This window comes from Blastococcus aggregatus (assembly GCF_900221005.1).
GTDB classification, from domain to species: domain Bacteria; phylum Actinomycetota; class Actinomycetes; order Mycobacteriales; family Geodermatophilaceae; genus Blastococcus; species Blastococcus aggregatus.
This window is the reverse complement of the sequence record NZ_OBQI01000005.1, coordinates 380,381-404,987: the sequence shown is the minus strand read 5'-3', so window position 1 is coordinate 404,987 and position 24,607 is coordinate 380,381. Positions and strand designations below refer to the sequence as shown.

At 74.5% G+C, this 24,607-nt stretch carries 22 protein-coding genes, 1 pseudogene and 1 riboswitch; of the genes and pseudogenes, 15 read left to right on the top strand and 8 right to left on the bottom strand.

Translation table 11 applies throughout. The features are described 5' to 3' along the window. The 3 genes from CRP29_RS17635 to CRP29_RS17625 all read left to right on the top strand — a co-directional run bounded on the left by CRP29_RS17635 (position 1) and on the right by CRP29_RS17625 (position 4,489). A complete protein-coding gene (locus CRP29_RS17635; protein ID WP_097196491.1) occupies positions 1 to 1,245 on the top strand; it encodes an NAD(P)/FAD-dependent oxidoreductase in 1,245 nt (414 codons plus the stop codon). Positions 1,246 to 1,347: 102 nt separating this feature from the next. Further along, positions 1,348 to 2,688, top strand: coding sequence for a glutamine synthetase family protein (locus CRP29_RS17630; protein WP_097196490.1), 1,341 nt, complete (start codon positions 1,348 to 1,350; stop codon positions 2,686 to 2,688). A gap of 28 nt (positions 2,689 to 2,716) precedes the next feature. Further along, on the top strand, positions 2,717 to 4,489 hold the full coding sequence (locus CRP29_RS17625; protein ID WP_097196341.1) for a hypothetical protein: 1,773 nt from the start codon (positions 2,717 to 2,719) through the stop codon (positions 4,487 to 4,489). A gap of 12 nt (positions 4,490 to 4,501) precedes the next feature. Here CRP29_RS17625 and CRP29_RS17620 read toward each other — a convergent pair whose 3' ends face one another. Then, positions 4,502 to 6,370 carry a hypothetical protein gene (locus tag CRP29_RS17620; RefSeq protein WP_176523011.1) on the bottom strand — a complete coding sequence of 623 codons (1,869 nt, stop codon included), beginning with the start codon at positions 6,368 to 6,370 and terminating at the stop codon, positions 4,502 to 4,504. A gap of 116 nt (positions 6,371 to 6,486) precedes the next feature. Here CRP29_RS17620 and CRP29_RS17615 point away from each other — a divergent pair, with 116 nt between their 5' ends. The 4 genes and pseudogenes from CRP29_RS17615 to CRP29_RS17600 all read left to right on the top strand — a co-directional run bounded on the left by CRP29_RS17615 (position 6,487) and on the right by CRP29_RS17600 (position 11,535). Then, positions 6,487 to 7,218 (top strand): type 1 glutamine amidotransferase, encoded by a 732-nt coding sequence (locus CRP29_RS17615; protein WP_245852986.1) that lies wholly within the window; start codon positions 6,487 to 6,489, stop codon positions 7,216 to 7,218. A 4-nt stretch (positions 7,219 to 7,222) separates the two neighbouring features. Next, complete coding sequence (locus CRP29_RS17610; RefSeq protein ID WP_217991645.1) at positions 7,223 to 10,336, top strand: bifunctional [glutamine synthetase] adenylyltransferase/[glutamine synthetase]-adenylyl-L-tyrosine phosphorylase; 3,114 nt, start codon at positions 7,223 to 7,225, stop codon at positions 10,334 to 10,336. 77 nt (positions 10,337 to 10,413) lie between these two features. Next, positions 10,414 to 11,150, top strand: a pseudogene (locus CRP29_RS17605) (aquaporin). 70 nt (positions 11,151 to 11,220) lie between these two features. Continuing rightward, entirely contained in the window at positions 11,221 to 11,535 is a 315-nt protein-coding gene (locus tag CRP29_RS17600; RefSeq protein ID WP_245852983.1) for a CDGSH iron-sulfur domain-containing protein, read from the top strand. Positions 11,536 to 11,547: 12 nt separating this feature from the next. Here the strand turns inward: CRP29_RS17600 and CRP29_RS17595 are convergent, their stop codons facing one another. Then, a complete protein-coding gene (locus CRP29_RS17595) occupies positions 11,548 to 12,561 on the bottom strand; it encodes an iron-containing redox enzyme family protein (protein ID WP_097196487.1) in 1,014 nt (337 codons plus the stop codon). A 76-nt stretch (positions 12,562 to 12,637) separates the two neighbouring features. Between CRP29_RS17595 and CRP29_RS17590 the strand changes: the two genes are divergently transcribed. From CRP29_RS17590 to CRP29_RS17570, 5 genes are all read left to right on the top strand, one after another. Further along, positions 12,638 to 13,498, top strand: coding sequence for an SDR family NAD(P)-dependent oxidoreductase (locus CRP29_RS17590; protein WP_097196338.1), 861 nt, complete (start codon positions 12,638 to 12,640; stop codon positions 13,496 to 13,498). Positions 13,499 to 13,755: 257 nt separating this feature from the next. Further along, on the top strand, positions 13,756 to 14,169 hold the full coding sequence (locus tag CRP29_RS17585) for a hypothetical protein (RefSeq protein WP_141437161.1): 414 nt from the start codon (positions 13,756 to 13,758) through the stop codon (positions 14,167 to 14,169). A gap of 23 nt (positions 14,170 to 14,192) precedes the next feature. Next, positions 14,193 to 14,921 (top strand): glutamine amidotransferase, encoded by a 729-nt coding sequence (locus CRP29_RS17580; protein ID WP_097196336.1) that lies wholly within the window; start codon positions 14,193 to 14,195, stop codon positions 14,919 to 14,921. Between the two features lie 26 nt (positions 14,922 to 14,947). Further along, a complete protein-coding gene (locus CRP29_RS17575) occupies positions 14,948 to 15,286 on the top strand; it encodes a hypothetical protein (protein ID WP_097196335.1) in 339 nt (112 codons plus the stop codon). 385 nt (positions 15,287 to 15,671) lie between these two features. Beyond that, positions 15,672 to 16,322, top strand: a complete 651-nt coding sequence (locus tag CRP29_RS17570) for an SPFH domain-containing protein (protein WP_097196486.1) — start codon at positions 15,672 to 15,674, stop codon at positions 16,320 to 16,322. Between the two features lie 665 nt (positions 16,323 to 16,987). On the opposite strand, the gene CRP29_RS17565 is transcribed toward CRP29_RS17570, so the two are convergent. From CRP29_RS17565 to CRP29_RS17540, 6 genes are all read right to left on the bottom strand, one after another. Further along, a complete protein-coding gene (locus CRP29_RS17565; RefSeq protein ID WP_097196334.1) occupies positions 16,988 to 17,563 on the bottom strand; it encodes a thiamine phosphate synthase in 576 nt (191 codons plus the stop codon). Beyond that, the gene (locus CRP29_RS17560) at positions 17,560 to 18,372 is read right to left on the bottom strand and encodes a thiazole synthase (protein WP_245852981.1); all 813 of its coding nucleotides are present in this window, start codon (positions 18,370 to 18,372) and stop codon (positions 17,560 to 17,562) included. Before CRP29_RS17560 ends, CRP29_RS17565 begins: the two co-directional genes overlap by 4 nt. A 2-nt stretch (positions 18,373 to 18,374) precedes the next feature. Continuing rightward, positions 18,375 to 18,581, bottom strand: coding sequence for a sulfur carrier protein ThiS (thiS, locus tag CRP29_RS17555; RefSeq protein WP_245852979.1), 207 nt, complete (start codon positions 18,579 to 18,581; stop codon positions 18,375 to 18,377). Next, complete coding sequence (gene thiO, locus CRP29_RS17550) at positions 18,578 to 19,690, bottom strand: glycine oxidase ThiO (protein WP_097196332.1); 1,113 nt, start codon at positions 19,688 to 19,690, stop codon at positions 18,578 to 18,580. The genes thiS and thiO overlap by 4 nt, the downstream gene beginning before the upstream one ends. After that, positions 19,687 to 20,319, bottom strand: a complete 633-nt coding sequence (thiE, locus tag CRP29_RS17545) for a thiamine phosphate synthase (protein ID WP_097196331.1) — start codon at positions 20,317 to 20,319, stop codon at positions 19,687 to 19,689. Before thiE ends, thiO begins: the two co-directional genes overlap by 4 nt. Continuing rightward, complete coding sequence (locus CRP29_RS17540) at positions 20,316 to 21,668, bottom strand: purine-cytosine permease family protein (protein WP_097196330.1); 1,353 nt, start codon at positions 21,666 to 21,668, stop codon at positions 20,316 to 20,318. Before CRP29_RS17540 ends, thiE begins: the two co-directional genes overlap by 4 nt. Beyond that, positions 21,658 to 21,770, bottom strand: a riboswitch (TPP riboswitch). It overlaps the preceding gene by 11 nt. Positions 21,771 to 21,813: 43 nt before the next feature. Between CRP29_RS17540 and CRP29_RS17535 the strand changes: the two genes are divergently transcribed. Genes CRP29_RS17535 through thiD form a run of 3 tightly spaced genes read left to right on the top strand, consistent with a single transcriptional unit; the run spans position 21,814 to position 23,863 of the window. Next, on the top strand, positions 21,814 to 22,410 hold the full coding sequence (locus tag CRP29_RS17535; protein WP_097196329.1) for a TenA family protein: 597 nt from the start codon (positions 21,814 to 21,816) through the stop codon (positions 22,408 to 22,410). Continuing rightward, on the top strand, positions 22,407 to 23,048 hold the full coding sequence (locus tag CRP29_RS17530; RefSeq protein WP_097196328.1) for a TenA family protein: 642 nt from the start codon (positions 22,407 to 22,409) through the stop codon (positions 23,046 to 23,048). Before CRP29_RS17535 ends, CRP29_RS17530 begins: the two co-directional genes overlap by 4 nt. Then, the gene (thiD, locus tag CRP29_RS17525) at positions 23,045 to 23,863 is read left to right on the top strand and encodes a bifunctional hydroxymethylpyrimidine kinase/phosphomethylpyrimidine kinase (RefSeq protein ID WP_097196327.1); all 819 of its coding nucleotides are present in this window, start codon (positions 23,045 to 23,047) and stop codon (positions 23,861 to 23,863) included. Before CRP29_RS17530 ends, thiD begins: the two co-directional genes overlap by 4 nt. Positions 23,864 to 24,607: the final 744 nt, after the last annotated feature.

The window sequence follows — 24,607 nt, the reverse complement described above, 5'->3', positions numbered from 1 at the left end:
ATGGAGACCGCGGCCCCGTTCGTGATCGTCGGCGGCGGTCTGGCCGGCGCGAAGGCCGCCGAGACGCTGCGCGCCGAGGGCTTCGACGGACGCATCGTCCTGGTCGGCGCCGAGCCGGAGGTGCCGTACGAGCGGCCGCCGCTGTCCAAGGGCTACCTGCTCGGGACGGCGACCCGCGAGAGCGCCCGTGTGCACGAGCCGGCGTGGTTCGACGAGCAGCACGTCGAGCTCCGCACCGGCGTGCGCGCCACGGGCCTGGATGCCGGTGCGCACCGTCTGCAGCTGGAGTCGGGTGAGGTCCTCGACTACGCCAGGCTGCTGCTCGCCGTCGGCTCCTCGGCGCGCCGCCTGCCGGTGCCCGGCGCGGACCTCGGCGGCGTTCGCTACCTGCGCACCTTCGCCGATGCCGACGGGCTGCGGGCCGACCTCGAGGGCGGAGGACGGCGGGTCGTGATCGTGGGTGCCGGCTGGATCGGGCTCGAGGTCGCCGCGGCCGCCCGGCACCACGGCAACGAGGTCACCGTGCTCGAGCCGCAGCCGACGCCCCTGCACGCCGCGCTGGGCCAGGAGATGGGTGCCGTGTTCGCGGAGCTGCACCGCGCCCACGGCGTCGACCTGTTCACCGACACCACCGTGCGGGAGCTCCGCGGCAGCGGGGGCCGCGCGACCGCGGTCGTCACCGACCGGCACGCCGGACTCGCCGCCGACCTCGTGGTGATCGGGGTGGGCGCGACCCCGAACGTCGGGTTGGCCGCCGGTGCGGGCCTGGAGGTGGACAACGGGGTGGTCACCGACCACTCGCTGCGCACCTCCGCGCCCGACGTCTTCGCCGCCGGGGACGTCGCGTCGTCCTGGTCGGCGCTCCTCGGCCGGCACCTGCGGGTCGAGCACTGGGCCAACGCCCTGCACGGCGGCCCCGCCGCGGCCCGGTCGATGCTCGGTCAGGACGTCGTCCACGACCGGGTGCCCTACTTCTTCACCGACCAGTACGAGCTGGGCATGGAGTACTCCGGGCTCGCCGCCCCCGGGGCGACGGTGGTCTGCCGGGGGAAGCCGGGAAGCGGTCCCTTCCTCGCCTTCTGGACGGAGGACGGCCGGGTGACGGCGGGCATGAGCGTCGACATCTGGGACCAGACCGATCACATCCAGGCCCTGATCCGCTCACGCACGCGCGTGCAGGCCGCCCGGCTCGCCGATCCCGGGACGCCGCTGGAGCTGCTCGTGGGACCGGGAAGCGCCCCCTGACGTGGCGCGCCGGGTGTTCCGGGGCCCCCTTGCGGGGCAGGGTGGGCCCCGAACGGCGGCGTTGTCACATCCCGGAAACGAGCGGACGCGATCATGGCGAGCATGGATCGACAGCAGGAGTTCGTCCTGCGCACCCTGGAAGAGCGCGACATCCGGTTCGTCCGGCTGTGGTTCACCGATGTGTCGGGCTACCTCAAGGCCGTCGCGGTGGCGCCGGCCGAGATCGAGGCGGCCTTCGCGGAGGGCATCGGCTTCGACGGCTCCGCGATCGAGGGCTTCGCGCGGGTCTACGAGTCCGACATGCTCGCCAAGCCCGACCCCGGCACCTTCCAGGTGATGCCCGGCCGTGACGGGAGGGCCAGCGACACGGCCCGGATGTTCTGCGACATCACGCTGCCCGACGGTTCACCGGCCTGGGCCGACCCCCGCCACGTGCTCCGCCGCGCGCTGGCGAAGGCCGCCGACATGGGCTTCACCTTCTACACCCACCCCGAGATCGAGTTCTTCCTGCTCAAGGACCTGCCCACGGGCGGCACGCCCCCCCAGCCGGCCGACACGGGCGGGTACTTCGACCTGTCCACGCACGACGTGGCGCACGACTTCCGGCGCGAGGCGGTCTTCGCGCTCGAGGCCATGGGCATCTCGGTGGAGTTCAGCCACCACGAGGTCGCCCCCGGCCAGCAGGAGATCGACCTGCGCTACGCCGACGCGCTGTCGATGGCGGACAACATCATGTCGCTGCGGCACGTCGTCCGGGAGGTGGCACTCGCCCAGGGGGTGCACGCCACGTTCATGCCCAAGCCGTTCACCGAGCTGGCCGGCTCGGCGATGCACACCCACTTCTCGCTCTTCGAGGGCGACCGCAACGCGTTCTACGACGCCGCCGACCCGATGCGCCTGTCGACGACGGCGAAGCAGTTCATCGCCGGGCTGCTCACCCACGCGCGCGAGGTCACCGCTGTCACCAACCAGACGGTGAACTCCTACCGGCGGCTGCTGGCCGGCACCGAGGCACCGACGGCGGCGACCTGGGGCCGGGCGAACCGCTCCGCCCTGGTGCGGCTGCCCGAGTACAAGCCCAGCAAGGCGCAGTCGGCGCGGGTGGAGGTCCGCTCGCCGGACTCGGCCTGCAACCCCTACCTCACCTTCGCCGTGCTGCTCGCCGCCGGGCTGCAGGGCATCGAGAAGGGCTACGAGCTGCCGCCCGAGGCCGAGGACGACGTCTGGTCGCTCACCGACACCGAGCGCCGCGCGGCCGGCTACGAGGACCTGCCGGTCTCCCTGGGCGAGGCGCTGACCGCCATGCAGAGCAGCGAGCTCGTCGCCGAGACCCTCGGGGAGCACGTCTTCGAGTTCTTCCTCCGCAACAAGTGGGAGGAGTTCAACTCCTACCGGCGCAACGTGACGCCCTTCGAGCTGCAGCGGTACCTGCCGGGCCTCTGAGCGCGGTGACCCGGCGGCGCGGAGCGAGATGGTGACGGTCCGCGCCCGCCGGGACCCGATGCTGGGCGTCGGGGTGGCGCTGATCCTCGGGCAGACGGTGCTCCGTGCGGTCGTGGTGCTCGGCTCGTACTACTGGCAGGACGACTTCATCCACATGGAGGCGGCCGGGCGCCTGGGCCTGTCCCGCGAGTACCTCGTCCGGGACCACAACGGGCACCTGGAGATGGGGACCAACCTCGTCTACTGGTTGATCGGCCGGGACGCCGGCCCGTCGTTCCTCCCGGCGGCCCTGTGCCTGCTCGGCATGCAGCTGGTGGCCTCCTGCCTGCTGCTGGCGGTGCTGCGGCAGCTGTTCGGCCGTTCCCCCTGGCTCCTGCTCCCGTTCGCCTGCTACCTGTTCACCCCGCTGGGTCTGCCGGTCGCGACCTGGTGGGCGGCCGGCATGCAGGCGATGCCGATGCAGATCGCGATGCTGACCGCCCTGCTGGCGCTGGTCCGGGCGCTGCGCACGCGCTCCTGGCGCTGGGCCGCGCTCTCCGCCTGCTGCTTCGCGGCCGGCCTCCTCTTCTGGGAGAAGGCGGTCCTCGTGCTGCCCGCGCTGGTGGCCGTCGTCGTGCTCGTGGAGTGGGCTGGTGAACCGTGGGACCGGCGGCTGCGCCTGCTGCGGGCCGGCTGGCCCTACGTCCTGCCGCACGTGCTCCTGGTGGCCGCCTACATCCCGTTCTACCGCTCGATCGTCGAGTCCCCGGTGGTGCCGCTGCCGGATGCCGGGACGGCGCTCACGGGTGCCGGTGACACCGTCCTCCGGATGCTGCTCCCCGGGCTGGTCGGCGGTCCGTGGACCGGTGAGGGTGCCGAGTCCACCGTCTTCTCCGACGTCGGCGCCGGCCGGGCAGCCCTCGCCGCGGGCCTCGTCGTCGCCGTGGTCGCGACGAGCGTGTGGCTGCGGGGGAGCCGGGCGGTGCAGGGCTGGGTGCTCGTGGTGGGTTACGTCGCCGCGGACATCGGGCTGCTCCTGCTCGGCCGCGGGGACTATCTCCAGATCGTGGCGCGGGACCCACGCTACGTCACCGACGCGCTGCCGATCATCGTCATCGGGGTGTGCGCCGCGTTCAGCGGTCCGCTGCTCGACGGGCGCGCGCGCCGCCGGGCCGTCCGTGCGGTGGGGGTGCGGGCCGCCGGGGCGACGGCCGGCGTGCTCCTGATCGCCGGCAGCGGCGTCTCCAGCGCGCTGGTCGCCGGCGAGCTGCAGCACCCGGAGTCCAAGGCGTACGTGCAGGCCGCGGTCCGGGTGATCGACGAGAACCCGGACGTGTCGGTGGTCAGCGGCAGCGCCCCGGGTGAGGTGCTGCTGGCGAGATACCCCGACGTGGGGCGGCTGCTGGATGCCGTCGGCCAGGACCGCCGGTTCGACGAGCCCGGTACCGACATGCGGATGCTCGACGGGCTGGCCTTCCTCCGGCCCATCGCGCTCCTCGAGCCGACCCTCCGGGCCTTCGGCCCCGTCGCCGGCTGCGGATGGGCCCTGACGGCGGCCGAGCAGCGACTCGGCGTGGTCCCGGAGGCCGACGGCAGGATCAGCCAGGTGCTCCGGATCGGGTACGCCACCGCCCAGGAGGCGACCCTGCACGTGGTGGTCGGCGACGACGAGCAGGAGCTGGCCCTGCCCCCCGGCATGGGCAGCGCGTACTTCGTGGTGACCGCGCAGCAGGGGCCGCTCGGAGCACGGGTGACCTCGCCCGGCCCGGTGTGCGTCCAGGAAGCCGTGGTCGGCAGACCGTGGCCGCTCGGTGGCTCCTAGGACCGCCGGTCGTCAGGGCAGGGGAGTGGCTTCGCCGACGACGCCTGCGGTGACGCAGAGGCGCAGCCCCGGCACCTCGGAGGTCACCTGCAGCGCCGGGCCGCCGCCGGAGATGCGCAGGTAGACCGAGTGGGCGCCCGCGACGACCGGGGCCCGCTCGGGCGGGCCCGAGCCCATCACCACGGTCACCTCGCCGTCCTGCTCGCTGACGTAGCGGAGCTCCACCGTCCACTCTTCGACCGGCAGGGCGCCGGTCAGGCCGACCGTGCTGCCGGCGCCCGGCTCGATCGACCACCCGCAGCCGGCCGCCGGTCCCTCGGCGAGGACCACACCGGGGATCACCTCGGCCGGTCGCAGCTCGCCGCTGTCGTCGAGCACCTGCAGCACCGGCGTCGAGGAGGCGAACGCCGGCCGGTCGGGCAGCGGGGCGAAGACGCCGAAGAGGCGGTCGGCCGGGGCGTTCATCCCGACCACCACGTCCGCGGGCAGGATCTGGTCGAGCAGCGGGGCGGGGCCGGCGTCGGTGAGCGAGGCGCGGGCGACGTCGAGGTACTCCCCGGCGCGGTTGCCCTCCCACGCGCGGGCATGGCTGACCGTGGACAGCACGCAGTTCGCGATGAAGCCCACCGTCAGCACGGTGGTGAGCGCCGCGCCCAGCGGCGCGAGCCACCGGCGGGCCCGGCCCGGCCGCCCGGGGGCGCGGCGGAAGATCCGCCGGACCGGCAGGGAGACCAGCAGCGCGCCGGCGATGGGCAGCAGCACGGCGTCGGCGGCGAAGTAGCGGTAGGCCAGCGGCGCCACCTCGCCCAGCCCCAGGCCCGACCGGCCGACCGCCGCCATGAGCAGACCGGCGAAGATCGTGGCGCCGGTGATCAGCCACACCGGCAGGGCGCCGCGCAGCCGCACGCAGGTCCAGACGAAGGCCGCCGCGAGCACCAGCCAGCCGGCGGTCACCGTCCAGTCGGTGGGGTCCGACAGCGGGCTGGCCGGCGGGAAGATCGCCCACCGGAACGGCCCGCTGAAGACCGCCGGCGCCAGCGCCTCGAACCCGGTGGTGATGGTGATCCACACGTCGCTCGCGCTGCCGTCGCTCACCACGTCGTCCGTGCGCGTGGACAGGTACGTGGCCGCCCAGAGGGCGGCGACCACGGCCGTGCCCAGCCACAGCAGCCAGGCCCGGCGGAGCGCCGCCCAGAGCGGGTTGCGCACCCCGTCGCGGAGGAGCGCGACGACCACGACGACGAACGCGACCGGTGGCAGCAGCACCGCCTTGAGGTAGAAGGCGAGGGCGAAGGCCAGCGCCAGGGTGCCGCTGAGGGCGTAGCGGCGGCGCCCGGTCTGGCCCGCCCGCACCGCGGCGGCGACGTACCAGGCCAGCCCGATCTGGAGCGGGATGGAGTTCAGTGCCGCAGCCCACCAGGTGAGCGCCCCGAGCGTGATCGGCGTGAACAGACCGAAGGCCAGCGGCACCAGCAGGACCGGGCGGTCGCCCAGCAGCACCCACAGCACGCGCAGCAGGGCCAGCGACGCCAGCGCCTGCAGGACCACCAGCGAGACCAGGGCCGGGGCCCACTCCAGCGGCGCCGCCCGCTCGACCAGGCCGGCCACGAGGAACGACCCGGGCATGAGGTGGCCGTCGAAGTCGTAGAGCAGGTAGTCGGCGGAGAACAGGGGGGAGCGGTCGGACAGGTTGAGCAGGCGGAGGTCGTCGGCGTAGTACTGCCGCTGCGCGAACAGCCAGGTGCGCAGCCCGAGCTGGACGGCGACCAGGAACAGCGCGACGGGGAGCACCCAGCGGGATCCGACGCGGCCCGATGCGGGCGCCGCGGGCAGCGGGGGAGGAGCGGTGTCCGGAAGGTTCCGGACCGGAATGGTGTCCACGTGCGCCTCTCTGCTGGCAGCTCCGGGAGTTTAGACACGGCCGGGTGCCGCAGCCGCGCGGTCGTCGAGCCGCGCCGGGGCGGGGCCGGGCGTCCGGCGCGGCTAATCTCGACCGCGTGGCCAGCCTCCTCGTCGTCGTTCCGAGCGAGACCGACCCGCCGGCCCGGCTCGGGCACTGGCTCGCCGACGCGGGACTGACCCTCGACGAGCGGCACCTCGGGCTCGGTGAGGCGCTGCCGGAGACGCTCGAGGGGCACGCCGGACTCCTCGTCCTCGGTGGCCCCCAGTCGGCGACCGACGACGAGGCGACCAGCCCGGAGCTGGCCGGCGTCCGCGCGCTGCTGCGCGAGGCGATCGCCGGCGACGTCCCCACCCTCGCCGTCTGCCTGGGCGCCCAGCTGCTCGCCGACGTCGGGGGAGGGGCCGTGCGGCGCGGGGCCGAGGGCCCGGAGGTGGGTGCCACCCTGGTCGCCAAGCGGGACGCCGCCTACGCCGATCCGGTGTTCGGACCGCTGCCGCTCACCCCCGACGTCGTCCAGTGGCACCACGACGAGATCGCCACCCTGCCGCCCGGCGCGACGCTGCTGGCCAGCAACGCGCACTACGCCCACCAGGCCTTCCGCCTGGGTGCGGCGGTCTACGGGGTCCAGTTCCACATCGAGACGACGCCGGAGATGGTGCGCGCCTGGGCGGCCGCCGACCGGCACGGCGTCGCGGCGGCACCGGTCGACGCCGAGACGCTCTGCGCCCGGGCGGACGCCGTGCACGACGACCTCGCCGAGACGTGGGCGCCGTTCGCCGCACGCTTCGCCGAGCTGGTGCGGGCGCACGCCCCGCAGGCGGCCTGAGCCGGTGGGGCCCGAGGTGGAGATCCCGCGCCGCGCCGTCGTCCGGCTGGTGCGGTTCGGCTTCGAGGACGGCGATCGTGCGGCGCGCCTGCTGTCGCACCCGGACCTGGGGCTGTGGGACCTGGGCCGCAACGAGCCGGCCGACCCCGAGGCCGGGCCGGTCGTCGCCGCGCTCGCCCGGGCCGGCGACCCCGACCTCGCCGTCCGCTCCCTGCACCGGCTGGTCGAGGCGCTCGACGAGGCCGACGCGACGGGGGAGGCGGCCGCCGCGCTGCTCGCCCGCCTCCGCGGGTCGGCCCTGCTGCGGAGCCGGCTGCTCGCCGTCCTGGGCGCCAGCTCCGGGCTGGCCGACCACCTCGCCGCGCACCCCGACGACTGGACGGTCCTCGACGCCGAGGACGCCGGGCCGGCCCGGCCGACGCCGGTGGCGCTGGAACGGCAGATGCTCGCCGCCGTCGGCGCCGACCCGGACGACCCGCCGTGGGGCGTCCGGCTCGGCAAGGGGGCGCCCGACGCCTCGCCGGCGCGGGTGGCCGGGCTCCGGCTGGCCTACCGCCGGGCCATCCTCTCCCTGGCCGGCCGCGACCTGGGCGACAACCTGCCCGCCGAGGACGCCGCCGCCGAGCTGGCCGACATCGCCGCCGCGGTGCTCACCGCGGGGATGGCCCTCGCCGTCGCCGAGCAGCCGGCCGACGCCGCGGCCTGCCGGCTGTCGGTGATCGCGCTGGGCAAGACCGGCGGCCGCGAGCTGAACTACGTGAGCGACGTCGACGTCGTCTTCGTCGGCGAGCCGGTGGACCCCGAGGGCCGGGCGGTGGAAGGAAACGCAGAGAGCGCCGCCCTCGGCAGCGCCACGCGGGTCGCCGCGGCTCTCATGCGCATCTGCCGCGAGGCCGCCTGGGAGGTCGACGCCGCGCTGCGCCCCGAGGGCAAGGCCGGGGTGCTCGTGCGGACCGTCGCCGGGCACTCGGCCTACTACGAGCAGTGGGCCAGCACCTGGGAGTTCCAGGCGCTGCTGAAGATGCGCCCCGTCGCGGGCGACCCCGACCTCGGCCGGGCCTACGTCGACGCGTTGTGGCCGCTGGTGTGGCGGGCCGGGGACCGCCCCGGCTTCGTCGGCGAGGTGCAGGCGATGCGGCGGCGGGTGGAGGAGAACATCCCGCCGGCCCAGGCCGAGCGCGAGCTCAAGCTGGGCCGCGGCGGGCTGCGCGACGTCGAGTTCGCCGTCCAGCTGCTGCAGCTCGTGCACGGCCGCGCGGACGCCACGCTGCGCCAGGGCGGCACGCTCCCGGCCCTGCTGGCGCTGTCCTCCGGCGGCTACGTGGGCCGGGACGACGCCGCCACCCTCATCGCCTCCTACCGCTTCCTGCGCACCGTCGAGCACCGGCTGCAGCTGCTGCGGCTGCGGCGCACCCACCTGCTGCCGACCGACGAGCAGCAGCTGCGTTGGCTGGCGCGGTCGCTGGGCTACAAGCCCGACGCCCGCGGCGGCGCGGTGGACGTGCTCCAGGCCGAGCTGGCCCTGCACACCCGCGAGGTGCGCCGGCTGCACGAGAAGCTCTTCTACCGGCCGCTGCTGTCCGCGGTCGCCCGGGTGCCCGGGGAGCACCTCCACCTGGGCTCCAAGGCCGCCGGCGACTGGCTGCGCGCCCTCGGCTTCGGCGACCCCGAGGCCGCGCTGCGGCACCTCGCGGCGCTGACCGGAGGCGTGTCGCGCTCGGCGTCCATGCAGAAGTACCTGCTGCCGGTGCTGCTGCAGACCTTCGCCTCCTGCCCGAACCCCGACGCCGGCCTGCTCGCCTACCGGCAGGTCAGCGAGGCATTGGGCGGCAACCAGTGGTTCCTGCGGCTGCTGCGCGACGAGGGCCAGGTGGCCGAGCGGCTGGCGCAGCTGCTGGGCTCGAGCCAGTACGTCGCCGGGCTGCTGACCCGCACGCCCGAGGCGCTGCGGCTGCTGGCCGACGACGCCGAGCTGGAGCCGCGCGGCGTGGCGGTGCTGACCAGGTCGTGGGGGCTGGCGGCCGCGCGCGCCGGTGACCCGCAGGCCGGGATCCGGGTGCTGCGCGGGCTGCGCCGGCAGGAGCTGCTGCGGATCGCCTGCGCCGACCTGCTGGGCCGGCTGGACGTGCTGCGGGTCGGGGAGGCGCTCACCGACGTCGCCGTCGCCACGCTGCGAACCGGCCTGGACGTCGCCCTGCGCGCCCACGCGCTGGAGACCGGCGTCCAGGTCGCAGACCTGCCGATGGACATGGCGGTCATCGGCATGGGCCGGCTCGGCGGCGGCGAGATGGGCTACGGCTCCGACGCCGACGTCCTCTTCGTGCACCGCCCGCGGGTGGGCGCCGAGGAGGGCGCCGCGACGACGGCGGCGAACGCCGTCGCGCACACGCTGCGGCGGCTGCTCGCCGAGCCCGCGCCCGACCCGGCCTTCGAGATCGACGCGGACCTGCGGCCCGAGGGCCGGCAGGGGGCGATGGCCCGCAGCCTGTCCGCGTTCCGCGAGTACTACGAGCGGTGGGTCTCCCTCTGGGAGGTGCAGGCGCTGCTGCGGGCGACGCCGGTCGCGGGCGACGAGAAGCTCGGGGCGGCGTTCGTCGAGCTGATCGACCCCATCCGCTTCCCGGCGGGAGGGATCGCCGCCGACCAGGTCGCCGAGATCCGGCGGATCAAGGCACGGGTGGAGCGCGAGCGGCTGCCGCGCGGCGCCGACCCGGCGACGCACACGAAGCTCGGCCGCGGCGGGCTGTCCGACGTCGAGTGGACCGTCCAGCTGCTCCAGCTGCAGCACGCCGCCGAGGTGGCCGAGCTCCGCGTCCGGCCGACGGTGCAGGGGCTCGCTGCTGCGGCGGACGCCGGCCTGGTGAGCGCCGAGGACGCCACCGCCCTGCGCGCGGCCTGGGAGATCGCCACCAGGGCGCGCAACGCGGTCTTCCTCGTGCGCGGCCGCCCCAGCGACCAGCTGCCGAGGCCGGGACTGGAGCTGGAGGGCGTGGCCCGTGCCTGCGGCTACGGCCCGGACACCGAACCCGGCCAGTTCCTGGACGACTACCACCGCACCACCCGGCACGCCCGCGGCGTGGTCGAGCACGTCTTCTACGGGCAGCCCGTCGAGAACTGAGCCGCGAGGCCCTATCCAGCGCGCGCCGGGGAGGGCCATCCTGGCTCGGTCCGCACCAGCCGCGCCCGGAGGTTCCCGTGTCACCCACGCTCCCCCGCTCCCTCGTCGCCGAGTTCCTCGGGACGGCCCTGCTGGTCTTCCTCGCGGTCGGGGCGGCGGTGGGCGGCATCGACAGCATCGGGGCGCTCGGCGTCGCGCTGGCCTTCGGGCTCACGTTGCTGGCGCTGGCCTACGCGATCGGCCCGATCTCCGGCTGCCACGTCAACCGGCGGTCACCCTCGGGGTGCTGCTCTCCAAGGGCATGACGGCGACGGAGGCCGGCGCCTACTGGATCGCCCAGTTCGCCGGCGGCATCGCCGGCGCGGCGGTGCTGAAGCTGCTGACCAGCGACTTCGGCGACGTCACCGACCAGACCGGCGCGCTGGGCGCCAACGACTGGGGCGCGACCATCAGCGGCGGCGGCGCCTTCGTCGTCGAGGTGCTGCTGACGTTCGTGCTCGTCGCGGTGGTCCTGCTCGTGACCGGGAAGGCTGCGGCGCCGGGGTTCGCCGGGCTGGCCATCGGCCTCACCCTGGCCGCCGTGCACCTGGTCGGCATCCCGCTGACCGGCACCTCGGTGAACCCCGCGCGCTCCCTCGGCCCGGCGCTGTTCGCCGGCGGCGACCCGCTGGCGCACGTCTGGCTGTTCATCGTGGCCCCGCTGATCGGCGCGGTGATCGCGGTCCTCGTCGTCCGGCTCCTCGCGCTGCCGACGCTGACCCCCGAGCAGGACGAGATCGGCACGGACGAGACGGGCGCGCAGCTGCCCGCCTGAGCGTCGCCCGTGCGGGCCGCATCACGCCCTCGGGCGTGTGCCGGCCGGGGGCGCGGGGCAGAGTGGGAGGGTGTCGAGCCTTCCCTCTCCCGAGTCCGAGCTGCCCGACGACGTCGAAGCCGGCGCCGACGACGGCGAGGGCGCGACGATCACCCCCTACCGGGACGGCCCGCTCATCGTGCGCGGCGACTTCCGCCTGCTCGACCAGGACGGCGCCGAGATCGACCCGGGACGCCGGACGATCGCGCTGTGCCGGTGCGGCAAGTCCGGGATCAAGCCCTTCTGCGACGGCACGCACAAGCGCGCCGGCTTCTCCGCGCCCAGCGCGCCGAGCCGGCCCCGCCCGGCCGCGCAGCTCCGGCAGGAGCCACGCGTCCGGGACTGAGCGCGCCCCCGGTCAGGCGGCGAGCGAGGTCTCCCGGGTGAGGGCCGAGCGGCCCTCACCCCAGGCGCCCAGCAGGTGCCGCGCCGCGACGCCGTCCATCGCCAGGGAGCTGCGCGCCCCGAACAGGACGTCCTCGGCGAGCTCCGGGTTCTCCTGCACGAAGGCGCCGCACATGTCGACCGAGGCGATCTGCTCGTGCACCGCGTCGGCCTCGACGTGCTCGTCGTAGAAGACCGTCGTCGAGGAGTCGAAGCCGAGCCGGCGCAGGCCGGCGGAGTAGCGGCGGCTGGGCTCCGAGGAGGTCATCTCCACGGTGGCGAGGTGCCCGAGCGCGGCGCCCCGCCAGCGCCGGTGCAGCCCGAACAGCGACATCGTGTTCACGCTGGAGAACGCGGCGGCCGGGGCGTCGTCCCACAGCGCGCCGTAGGTGGAGTCCAGGTCCAGGTCGCGCATCAGGCCCGCGAACAGCTCGCTGTGCATCCGGGCGGCCGAGCCGCCGCCGTACTCGTCGGCCTGGATCTCGACCATGGCGGCCTTCGTCCGGCCGGACAGCCGCGGGATGGCGAACGTGTGCGGGTCGCCCTCCTTGAGGTGGTAGACCGACCGCAGGGTGAGGTACTCGCGCCACTGCTCGAGGCTGCCCTCCCGGGCCATGAACTTCGACAGCGACGGCCCGTCGTCCTCGGCGATGGCCGCGGCGAGCTGCACGTCGATGGGCTCGTCGGTCACCCGCACCGGGCCGACCAGGGCCCGCAGCGCGGACAGGTGCAGCCGCTCCAGGTCCGCGCGCAGCCCGATGAGCTGCGGATCCCACTCCCACGCGTCGTCGACCTCGTCGAAGCCGCGGTAGTGCAGCTCGTAGCAGACCGCCAGTGACAGCTGCAGGTCCTCGTTGGTGAGCACGGTGGCCGGCGCGTCGGCCAGGCGGGTGGCGGCCTCCAGGGTCCGGGCGGACAGCTCCGGACGGGTGGCCAGGTCACGGACGAGGAACTCGCTGAGCGGACCGCGGGCAGCAGGCAGGTGCATGACGTCCACCATGCCCAGGGCCAGAGATTTCGATGCCTGCGGGCATGTGATGTCCCCCGCGGGTAGGACGAACCGCATGTCGGAGCTGAGCCAACGCGTCGTCGTCGTCACCGGGGGGAGCGCCGGCATCGGCCGCGCCACCGTGGAGCGGCTGGTCTCCGATGGCGCGCGGGTGGTCACCTGCGCCCGGGACGGCGACCGGCTCGCCGACGCCGTCGGCGCGCTGCGGGGAGTCACCTGCGTGACCGCCGACATGGTCGACGCCGCCGATCGCGCCCGCCTGCTCGAGGGAACGCTGACCGAGCACGGCCGGCTCGACGGCGTCGTCCTCAACGCGGGGTTGGGCTGGGCCGGGCTGGTGGAGGACATGCCGGCCGACGCCGTCGCCGGCATCGTCGCGCTCAACCTGACCGGGGCCATCGAGCTGACCCGGCTGGCCCTGCCGCACCTGCTGGCCGCGGCCCGGGAGCGGGGGAGGGGGGACGTCGTCGCGGTCTCGTCCGTGGCGGCGTGGGCGCAGGTGCCGCCGCTGACGGTCTACTCGGCGACGAAGGCGGGGCTGGCGGGCTTCGTGAAGGGCCTGCGCCGGGAGGTGACCGCCCGGGGCGTGCGGGTGCACACGGTGAACCCGTTCTTCGTGGAGACCGAGTGGCTCGCTCGCGGCCACGGGCACGCACCGACCTCGGACGCGGACGCCGAGGGCCGCCTCTCCCGCGGCATCGCCCCGGAGCGGGTGGCCGACCGGATCGCCGGGTGCCTGCGCTCGCCGTGGTCGCGAACGGTCTCGGTGCCGCGGTGGGCCGGAGCGGCCCGGCTGGGCGAGGTGACGCCGGTCAACCGGCTGCTGGACCTCGCCTTCTCCCCGCAGGCGGACCGCATCCGGGCGGCTGCCCGCCGGGCCGTGGCTGCGCGCATCGGAGACCGGACGGTCGCATGACGATCGGATGGCGATCCGGTTCACCGGGTTCCACGACAGCGGTCCCCGGCTAGAGAGAGGACGTCACGCACCCACGGACGGAAGCAGGTACCCGCATGCGCCCGATGCTCGCCGGAGCGTGCGCGCTGCTCGTCCTCTGCGGGTGCACTGCGACCGGCAGCCCTGATCCGGCCGCCTCACCGACGCACGGGACGTCCCCGGCGGACACCGGCGGTGCGTCCGGCACCGGCGACTGCACCCACCCCGCGGGATTCCGCGTGAGCCACCCCGCCGACTGGTCGGTCAACCCGGGCACGACGTTGCCGGCCTGCAGCTGGTTCGCCGCCGAGTCCTTCGACGTCCCGGAGGCGACCGACGTGCGCATCGCCGACATCACGCTGAAGGTGGTCGAGGGGTCGCGACCACCCTCGGCGTGGCCGGACGTCACGGCGACCACGGCGGTCGAGGTGGGCGGGCGGCCCGGTCTGCGGCTGGAGCGGCTCACCGGGCCGGGGCTCCACCCGGTGGACACCCCCATCACCACGTACGTCGTCGACCTGCCGGGGAACTCCGACGGCGACACGCTGGTCGCCAGCACGGTGGGCCTGCCGCGGTTCGACTACGAGCGCAACGTCGCGGTGCTGGAATCCATGATGGCCTCGCTGGTGCTGGTCGCTCCGTCCGACGCCTGACCGAGCCTGCCTAGGCTCTGCCCGTGCGGCCCTTCCTCCTGCTCTCCACCCGCGCCGAGGACGTCGCCGCCGACGACGAGTACGCAGGCTTCCTCCGGGCGACCGGCCTGGGGGAGCAGGAGCTCCACCGGATCCGCGTCGAGGCCGGGCCGCTGCCGGAGCTCGACCTGGACGACTACGCCGGCGTCCTGCTCGGGGGCAGCCCGTTCAACTCCAGCGACCCGGACGAGCGGAAGACCGACGTCCAGCGCAGGGTGGAGCGCGATCTCGCGCGGCTGCTGGACCGCGTGGTCGCCCGCGACCTCCCGTTCCTCGGTGCCTGCTACGGCATCGGCACGCTGGGCACGCACCAGGGCGGCGTCGTCGACCGGACGTACGGGGAGCCGGTCTCGGCGGTTCGGGTGGAACTGACCGAGGCCGGCCGGAGCGACCCGTTGCTGACCGGCATGCCCGAGGCGTTCGATGCCTTCGTCGGGCACAAGGAGGCGTGCCGGGTGCTGCCGCCGTCGGCGACGCTGCTGGCCGGCTCGGCGGGTTGCCCGGTGCAGATGTTCCGGGTCGGGAGCAACGTCTACGCCACCCAGTTCCACCCCGAGCTCGACGTCCCAGGGTTGCTCACGCGGGTGCACGTCTACCAGCACGCGGGCTACTTCCCGCCGTCCGAGCTCGACGCCCTCGTCGCCCGCCTGACGCCCGCCGTCGTCACCGAGCCGGGCCGCCTGCTGCAGAACTTCGTCGTCCGCTACGCCTGATCGCCCGCGGCCTAGGGTGCCATCTCGTGTCCGGGACCGAGAGCGCCGACGTCGGGGCCTGCGATCTCTGCGGGGTGGCCATCGGCGACGTGGACTGGGGCGCGGACGAGCTCCGCGTGGAGGTGTCCCGCGAGGAGGACGGCGAACTGCGGTTCTGGGTGGCCGACTTCTGCACCCAGGAGCACGCGGCGGAGTGGCTCCGGCGGCCGCTGCCCGAGGCGGACGACCCGTCGCCGGGCCAGCAGCCGTCGCCCTGGCGCGACCGGCTGGAGACGAGCGGCTGCTTCGCCGTGTTCGCCGTGGTCCTGGTCCTCCTGGCGCTGGGCGGCTGGACGGCGGCGCGGCTGCTGCTCGACTGGTTCTGAGCGGCTCTTTCTGCCCCGGCAATGCGCGAGTGGGCGCTGAGCGTCGTCATGGGCGGTGCGCAACGACGTGTCGCGCGCACTCGCCGGCGCTGATCCGGGTCAGGCGGCCGCGGAAATCGGCGGACGAACGGCTGCGCCGTCGCTACAGTCCGTCCCGCCCGTGGTCAGCAGCCGGGCGGCATCGCCGCCGCAGGTCCTGCGCGTCGGCGGCGGGCGTCCATGTGGGCAAGCGTCTCAGGAACGCGCGGGTTCGACCCCCGATGCCGTTCGGCGGGCGGTCAACCCGGCTCCGGCGGTCTGCAGCGCTGCGCGCGCTCCCCGTCCGGTGCCCGACCGCCCGCCGGACGGTCCGCGTGCCGTGGACGACGGGAAGGAGGGCGGGAACGTGAAGATCGTGGTCCAGGAGTGGGAGCGGGTCCTGCTCTACCGGGACGGCCGCTTCGAGGAGGTCCTCGAGGCCGGCCGGCACCGCAGGTCGCGGCGCAGGCGCTCGGTGGTCCGGGTGCTCATCCGGCCGCGGCTGCTCGTCGTGCCGAGCCAGGAGGTGCTCACCGCCGACGGGTTGTCGGTGAAGGTGAGCCTCACGGCTGCCGTGCGGACGTCGGACCCCCGGCGCTGGCACGAGGCGGTCGAGCACTCCGACGGCTTCGTCTACGCGGCGCTGCAGATCGGGCTCCGCGAAGCGGTCGGCGCGCGCACGCTGGACGAGCTGCTCGCCGCCCGTGGCTCCCTCCCGGACGACGTGCTCGCGAGCGTGGGCGTGGCAGCGGAGGCCGTCGGTGTCGTCGTCGACAGCCTCGCCGTGCGCGACGTCATGGTCCCGGCGGAGCTCCGGCGGGCCGCGGCGGACGTCGCCGTGGCGCGGGCCCAGGGCCAGGCGGCGCTGGAGCGGGCCCGGTCGGAGGTGGCGGCGACGAGGGCGCTGGCCAACGCCGCGCGCATGGTCGCGGAGCAGCCCGCCCTGCTCCAGCTGCGCACGCTCCAGGCGGTCGAGGCCGGCGGCGCGACGGTCGTGCTGACGACGGTGCCCGGCTGAGTCGGCGAGTGCGCACTGTCCGTGGTCATCGGCGGTGCGAGACCCCGGACAGTGCGCACTCGCGGAGCCGGGACGCACCGCGGCCCCCGTCCTGACGTGCAGGACGGGGGCCGCGGTGGCGGTACGACTCAGCTGTCTCGCGACTCAGATGTCGTAGTACATCGCGAACTCGTCCCGCGTGATTGGTGACCTGCGGCTGTCGACGGGTAGCCCTGTTGACCTGCGCGTTTGCGTTGGTCAGCGTCGGCAGAGGATGGTCCGCGATGAGCGTCTTGGGGACTGGATGGGGACTGGCGGCAGGTCTCCAGGGGACGGCGCGGTGGCGATCCGCTGTCGTCCAGGCCGGCTGCGGGACAGGGCCCTCGGCCCGTGCGTCGTCACGCTCGAGGTGCTGCGATCCGCTCCCGAGCCCGATGAGCATGCCGGCTGCCTCGGTCGCCGGAAGGGCGCTTCGCGTCCCTGCGGGATCGGCCTCCGGCCGACCCTTCCCCCGACCAGCGGCAGCCGGATAGAGCGGGTTGTGGGAAGCGTCGGGGGAGTGTGGACAGTGGACGTCTGTCAGTGGGAGCAGGAACCGTTGGGAGCTCGATGCTCGGCCCTCCTGCGGACGGCGGGCGTATTGCCTCGGGGCGCGGTCCAGCGCGGAGGTCGCAGGCGGTCTTGGCCTAGTCGAACTCGGAGAGGTAGTTCGAGACGAGGCCGGGGTCACGCATGACCGGGCCCATCACGGCGACTCCGGATCCTCCGGTCGCCACCAGCGCCGGAACATGCTCAGGCCGCACACCGCCGAGCGCCCACGTCGGCAGTCCACCTGCCACCAGCCGGGCGAATCCGTCGACGCCCACGGCCGGCCCGTAGCCGGGCTTCGACGGCGTCGGGAACACCGGCGACAGGAAGGCGTAGTCGCAGCCCTCGTCGCGGGCGCGAGCTAGCTCGGCGGCGGAGTGGCAGGACCGTCCGACCAGCGCGGGCCGTCGCGGCGGGAACGGCTCGTGGGCCGAGAGGTGGACCGCGTCGTCGACCCCCGCGCCGGCTCCCCCGGCGCGGATCAGCAGGCCGTCGACGGGCTCGAGCAGCGCCCGCAGGTCGTCGGCCAGCCGGCCCCGTTCGTCGTCGGGCAGGTCCTTCTCGCGCAGGACGACGCCCCGCGCCCCGGCGTCCACCGCGGCGGCCACCACGTCGCGCAGCGGCCGGGAGCACTGCGACCGGTCGGTCAGGACGAGCAACGGCGGCGGGGTCACAGCTCCGGCAGGCCCTCCATGGGCGTGGACGCCTCGGCGTGCCACCGACGCGGGATCCGGCCGGCCCCACGGGCGAGCCGGCCGGCCTCGACCGCCTGGCGCATCGCGAGCGCCATCCGCTCCGGGCGCCGGGCCCGCGTGACCGCCGAGGCGAGCAGGACGGCGTCGCAGCCCAGCTCCATCGCCAGCGTGGCGTCCGACGCGGTGCCGATGCCGGCGTCGAGGACGAGCGGCACCGAGACGGCGTCGCGAAGGAGCGCGATGTTGTGCGGGTTGCGGATGCCCAGCCCGCTGCCGATCGGCGAACCGAGCGGCATCACCGCGGCGCACCCGGCGTCCTCCAGCCGGCGCCCCAGTACCGGGTCGTCGGTGGTGTAGGGCAGCACCGTGAACCCGTCGGCCACCAGCTGCTCGGCGGCGTCGATCAGCTCGACGGCGTCGGGCAGCAGGGTGTGCTCGTCGCCGATGACCTCGAGCTTCACCCAGGCCGTGCCGAACGCCTCCCGGGCCAGCTGTGCGGTCTTCACCGCCTCCCGCGCGGTCCGGCAGCCGGCGGTGTTCGGCAGCAGCCGCACCCCGCAGCGGTCCAGGACCTCCAGCATCGACGCACTGGAGGACGCCTCCACCCGGCGCAGCGCCACCGTCACCAGCTGCGTGCCGGAGGCACGGACGGCGCGCTCCAAGGCCTCCAGGCTCGGCGCCCCACCGGTGCCCAGCAGCAGCCGCGAGGTGAACGTCTCCCCGCCGAGCTCGAAGGGGTCGCCGGCCTCCTCGCGCTCCAGCGCGGGGGCCAGTTCCGAGGTCGTCATCGTCATCCTCCTGCGGTCGGGGCGAGAATCTCAAGGTCGTCACCGGGCGCCAGCCGGGTCGCGGCCCAGCCGCTGCGCGGCACGACGTCCCCGTTGCGCGCCACCGCGATGCGGTCGTGCCGCCCGCCCCGCTCGGCGACGAGCGCGGCGACGCTGGTGTCCTCGGCCACGTCGGTGGCCACGCCGTTGACGGTCACCTGCACGGTCATCGTCCTCCGAATCTATCGACGCTGAACGGAGCGGCGAGCTCGGGCAGCGTGCCGGTGCCCAGCAGCTCGCCGATCAGATCCCCGGTGATCGGCGTCAGCAGCACCCCGTTGCGGTGGTGCCCCGTGGCCAGCACGAGGCCGGGCAGCTCCGATGGTCCCAGCACCGGGGCGTTGTCGGCGGTGCCCGGGCGCCAGCGGGCCAGGGTCTCCACCAGTTCCAGTTCGGTTACGCCGGGCACGACCTCGATCGCGTCGTGCAGCAGGTCATGCACGCCGCCGGCGGTGACCGCCGCATCGAACCCGCGGTCCTCGACGGTGGCGCCCACGATCAGGCCGTCACCGGCGTAGGGCACCAGGTAGACGTGCCGGCCCCGGACCAGGGCCCGGACCGTGCCCTCGAGCAGGTCGGCGGCCCCGGCCATCCGCAGAATCTGACCCTTCACCGGGCGCACCGGCAGGGCGCCGACCGACGGCAGCGTCGCGCTCCAGGCGCCCATCGCCAGCACGACGACGTCCGCAGGCACCAGCGTGCCGGCCGTCGTCCACAGGCCGGCGGCCCGGCCGCCGCTCACCTCCACGTCGGCGATCCGCTCGCGCACGAACCGCACTCCGGCGGCCGCGGCGGCGGTGGAGAGGGCAGCGTGTAGGGCGCGGCCGTCGACCGAGTGGTCGCCGGAGACGGCCAGCCCGCCGCGCACCCGCGGGGTCAGCGAGGGCTCGCGGCGGCGGGTCTCCCGAGGTGTGAGCCGCTCGGCGGAGAGGCCGAGCTCCTGCTGGTAGCGGTGCAGCGCGTCGAGCTGGCGCATGTCGTCCTCGTCGAAGCCGACGACCAGGGTGCCGACGGTGCGCAGCTCCACGGGGACGCCGCCGGCCCGCTCCACCTCGGCGACGAAGGCGGGGTAGCGCTCCAGCGAGGCCAGGCACAGCCGCAGCAGCGCCTCCTCGCCGTAGGAGACCTCGGTGACCGGGGCGAGCATCCCGGCCGCCGCGGACGAGGCCCCGCTGCCGGGGGCGTCGTCCACCACGCTCACCGACAGGCCGCGCTGCGCTGCCCGCCAGGCGACGGAGAGCCCGATCAGCCCACCGCCGGCGACCGCGACGTCGGTCATCGGACGTGGGCGGCCAGGGCGCGAAGCAGCTGCCGTGTCGCCGCCGCCGGGTCGGCCGAGCCCGAGACGGCGCCCACCACGGCGACCCCCGCGGCACCGGCGGCGAGCAGCTCGGGCACTCGCTCGGCGGTGATCCCGCCGATGGCGATCACCGGTACTGCCACCGCCGCGGCCACCGCCCCGATGCGGGCGGGGCCGAGCGCATCGGGCAGACCGGTCTTGGTGGTGGTCGGGTACGCCGGTCCCACGCCCAGGTAGTCGGCGCCCTCGGCCACCAGCCGGCGCGCCAGCTCCGGGTCGCGGGCCGTGCCGCCGATCAGGTGGCCGGGGCCGGCCACCCGGCGGGCGGCCGCGACCGGCAGGTCGTCCGCGCCGAGGTGGGTGCCCGCGGCGCCGACGGCGAGCGCAATGTCCACCCGGTCGTTGACCAGGCAGGTGGCCCCGGCCGGCCGGCAGATGTCCACCACCTGGCCGGCGAACTCGTAGAGCACCCGGTCGGTGCAGTCCTTCGCGCGCACCTGGACGACCGGCGCGCCCGCTGCCACCGCCGCGGCCACCGCCGCCAGCGCCTGCGGGCCGCCGCGCGCGTCGGTGAGGACGTGCAGCGGTCCCAGGGGCGGCCGGTTCACGCGCTCACTCGACTGAGGCGCCGTCGGCGCCGGCCCGGCAGCACGATCAGCGCGGTGAGCGCGGTCGCGAGGGCGAGGCTGACCAGCGAGGCCGACCAGCCGTTGCCCGGGTCGATGCCGAGGTCGGCCTGCCGGGCGGTCCACCAGGCGGTCCAGCTCTGGCCCGGTCCGGTGAAATAGGTCGGCAGGGTCAGCTGGTAGGCGAGGAACCCGGCGATCCACGGCAGCAGGAGCAGCAGGCGGGCCGGTGCGCGGTCCGAGGTGTCCCACTGCCCGCGCGGCGTCGACCAGTAGGCCACCAGCAGCACCCCGACCAGCGGCACGAAGACCGCACCGATGAGGAAGAGGAACGGCTCGTAGGCGGCGATGTCGAAGGAGAGTGCCAGCAGGGTCGCCGCCGTCCCGACCCCCACGGCCAGCAGCCGCCGGTCGAGCCGGGCGACCAGGTTCTGCGCGGAGATCGCCGTCGAGTAGACGTTGGCGAAGGCCTCGTCGAGTTCGACGGTGATCAGGACAAGGACGGCGATCACGCCGAGCGGCACGGCCAGCAGCGCGTCGACTACGTCCAGGCCGGCGCTGCCGTAGGCCGCCAGGGCCAGCACACCCAGCGTGAACATCACGACGGTCGCCAGGCCGTAACCCACCGACGAGCCGATGAAGGCCGCCCGGCCGCTGCGCACGTGCCGGGTGTAGTCGGCGGCCAGCGGGAACCACGAGACGGGCAGCGCGATGACGATGTCCGTCGCCGTCCAGAAGGACGTCGCGCCACCGCCCTCCAGCGGCGGCAGCGGCTCGGCCAGCACCTGCACGTAGAGGTAGACGACGGCGGCCAGCGCGGCCCAGACCGCGTAGCGGGCCAGCACCCGAACCACGCCCAGCGGGCGCAGCGCCATCGCGGTGGCCAGGATCCCGGCGGCCAGCACGAAGGGCCAGCGCGGCGCGTCCAGCGCCCGGGAGGCGGCCTCGGCGATGATGACGATCTCGAAGGTGGCCCAGCCGACGCACTGCACCAGGTTGAGGACGGTGGGCGCGTAGGAGGTTCGCCGTCCCAGCAGGCCGCGGAGCAGCACCATGCCCGGGACGCTCTCGCGCGCGCCCGCGGCCGCGGCCAGGCCCAGGAGCACCGCACCGATGAACGAACCCAGGACGATGGCGCCGAGGGTCTCCGACAGCGGCCGCCCCGGGAGGACGACGAAGACGGCGGCCACCGGTAGCAGCAGGCTGATGCCGAGGTTGCCCCACAGGCCCAGGGCGTCGCGCAGGCCGAGGGTCCGTGGGGGTGGTTCGGTGAGGGTCAGTGGCGCGTCCGGGGTGGGGCCGGCCGTGCGGATGCTGCTCGACGTGCTCATGATCGCTCCCTACGCCGGCATTACCCGGTCAGGTTCGAGCGGTCGGCGGCGCGCTCAGCCGCCCTCTCAGCCCGGTTGCCCCGAGCTCCCGCACACGGCTCCGCCGTGTCGAATCCCACCCTAGCCACCTCGTAGAGTCGCCGCCGTGCCGGTCGCCGAGCTGCTGCAGCGCCACGCCGCCGTGTGGCGCCGTGCCGTGTGCCACCCGTTCCTGGACGCCGTCCGGGACGGGACCCTGCCGGCGGCCGCCTTCGACACCTGGCTGGTCCAGGACGCGCGCTTCGTCGCCGACCTGCTCCGCTTCCAGGCCCGGCTGCTGGCCCGGGCGCCCCGCCAGGCGCAGTCGGTGCTGGCCGGCAGCGTGACGGCGCTGGTCGAGGAGCTGGGCTGGTTCGAGCAGCAGGCGGCTGCCCGCAGCCTGGACCTGGCGGCGCCGGCGCTGCCGGCCACGGCGGGGTACGCGGAGCTGCTTGATCGCCTCGACTCGGTTGACGTGCCGAACGCTCTGGTCGCGCTGTGGACGATCGAGCGGACGTACCTCGACGCGTGGTCCGGTGCACGGCCGGGCGCGCCGGAATACCGGGAATTCGTCGAGCACTGGACCGTGCCGGTGTTCGCCGAGTACGTGGCTGGCCTGGAGGTGGCTGCTGACCGCGCCGGCCCGGTGGACGCCGATGCGGTGTTCCTTGAGGTGGTCGCCGCTGAGATCGCGTTCTGGGAGATGGCGGTGGAGGCTCGGTGACCTCGACGCCGTCCGGGCTCGCCGCGCGGCTGTGGGCCGATAACGCAGATCTTGCGGCGGTCTGCCTCGCGCACCCGTTCGTCACCGGCATCTCCGACGGGACGCTGCCGCGGGAGCGGTTCGCGAGCTATGTCGCGCAGGACGCCTTCTTCCTGGAGGCGTTCGCCCGCGCGTATGCGCTGGCTGTCGCGTACAGCCGGGATCGCGCCTCGCTCGAGGCGTTCGCCGACATGCTGGCCGGCGTCCGGGAGGAGTTGCGGCTGCACGACTCGTACGCGGCCCGGTGGGGGATCGACCTGGCGGCGGTCGAGCCGGTCGCGGCGACGCTGGCCTACACCGACTTCCTGATCGCCACCGCCTCGCTCGGCGACGTCGGGCTGACGTGCGCCGCGATGACCCCGTGCATGCGGCTGTACGCCTACCTTGGTCAGGCCCTGTCCGGGCGGTCGCAGGAGACCTACGGCGAGTGGATCACCACCTACGCCGCGCCGGAGTTCGACGCGCTGGCCGCGACCCTCGAGCGGCTGCTCGACCGACATGCGACCGCTACGCCCGCGGTGTGCCGAGCCTACCGTCGGGCCATGCAGCTCGAGCTCGCGTTCTTCGAGGGCGCCTATGGGCAGGATGGCGGCCGGTGACCGCCGTGGCCTTGACCGTCGCCGGCAGCGACCCGAGCGGGGGAGCCGGCATCCAGGCCGACCTGAAGACCTTCAGCGCCCTCGGCGTCTACGGGACGGCGGTGCTGACCGCGCTGACGGCGCAGAACACCCGCGGGGTCACCGGGGTGCACCCGGTGCCGGCCGAGTTCGTCGGCGCGCAGCTGCGAACGCTGCTCGACGACGTGCCGGTGCAGGCCACCAAGCTGGGCATGCTGGGCACCGCACCGGTCGTCCGGGAGGTTGCGGCCGTGCTGGCCGAGCGGCGTCCGGGACCCGTGGTCTGCGACCCGGTGATGGTGGCCACCAGCGGGGACCGGCTGGTCGACGAGGACGCGGTGCAGGCCGTGCGCATCGATCTGCTGCCCCTCGCCGACCTAATCACGCCCAACGTGCCCGAGGCCGCCGCGCTGCTGGACACCACCCCCGCGACGTCGGTCGCCGAGTTGACCGAGCAGGCGCTCGCGCTGCTGCGGCTCGGGCCCCGGGCGGTGCTGGTCAAGGGGGGTCACCTCGGCGGCGTCCTCAGCGTGGACGTCCTGGCCACCCCGGACGGCGTCCGGCTAACCTCGCGCCCGCGGCTGGATACCTCCGCCACGCACGGCACCGGTTGCACGCTGTCCTCCGCCGTGGCCGCGCTCGTCGCCCGCCAGGGCGGGCGACCCCCGGTGGACTGGCTGCCGGTCGTCGACGGCGCCCGCGACTACCTGCAGGCCGCCCTCGCCGCCGGCGAGTCGCTCGGTATCGGCTCCGGACACGGCCCGGTGCACCACTTCATCGGCTGGTGGAAGACCTGACCTACGGCCACCAACACGGCCGCACCGCGCCGGGGCCGCAGTGTGACTGTGTCAGTAGTCGCGCCGCCGCGTCGTCCGCAGACAGGCGAGCTGATGAAGTCATGAACGCGCCGCCCATCTGCAAGCTCGCTGTTCGCCGCCGCAACCGTGGTGGACAGGGACCGCTCGCGTAAGAGCGCCCCATGCCATCGGCTCCCTTCGTCCAAGTGGCCTATCGGCGCGGTGAGTGGGCCGGCTGCTGTTCTGCCACCCAGCGGTCCACGTCCGCGCCCCGGTAGAGGTCCCGTCGGCTGACACGGAAGCCACCCTCCGAGGACGTCTTCGCCCGCTACCTGCTACGAGCCAGCCAATCCATAGCTTCTGCCTGAAGTGTCACCATCAGCCCGAGGCTTCCGGCGCTGATGACGGTCCCGCAAGAGGAACGTCAACCGGGAACGTCGCAGGGGAGGGAAGAGTCCCCGGGACCGCACCCCGTAAGACCCGCCCGGTGACCTGTCCCGCAGCGGTGGGACAACCGGGACACCCTCATGACACTCCTCATGGCCGAGAGAGCTGCGTCGTCCGTCCGCTGCACGGCACCCAACACCCCACCGCCCGTGCGGAAGAACTGAGAGGCCCGTGAGTCGGTGCCACCCGCACAGCGGGACGTCATCGTCGCGAGGAACCGGCCAGTTGTCATCCTGTCTACGGTCAGCGACTATTGTTAATGGCCAATGAAATGACGCCTGCAATATAGCGGCCAAC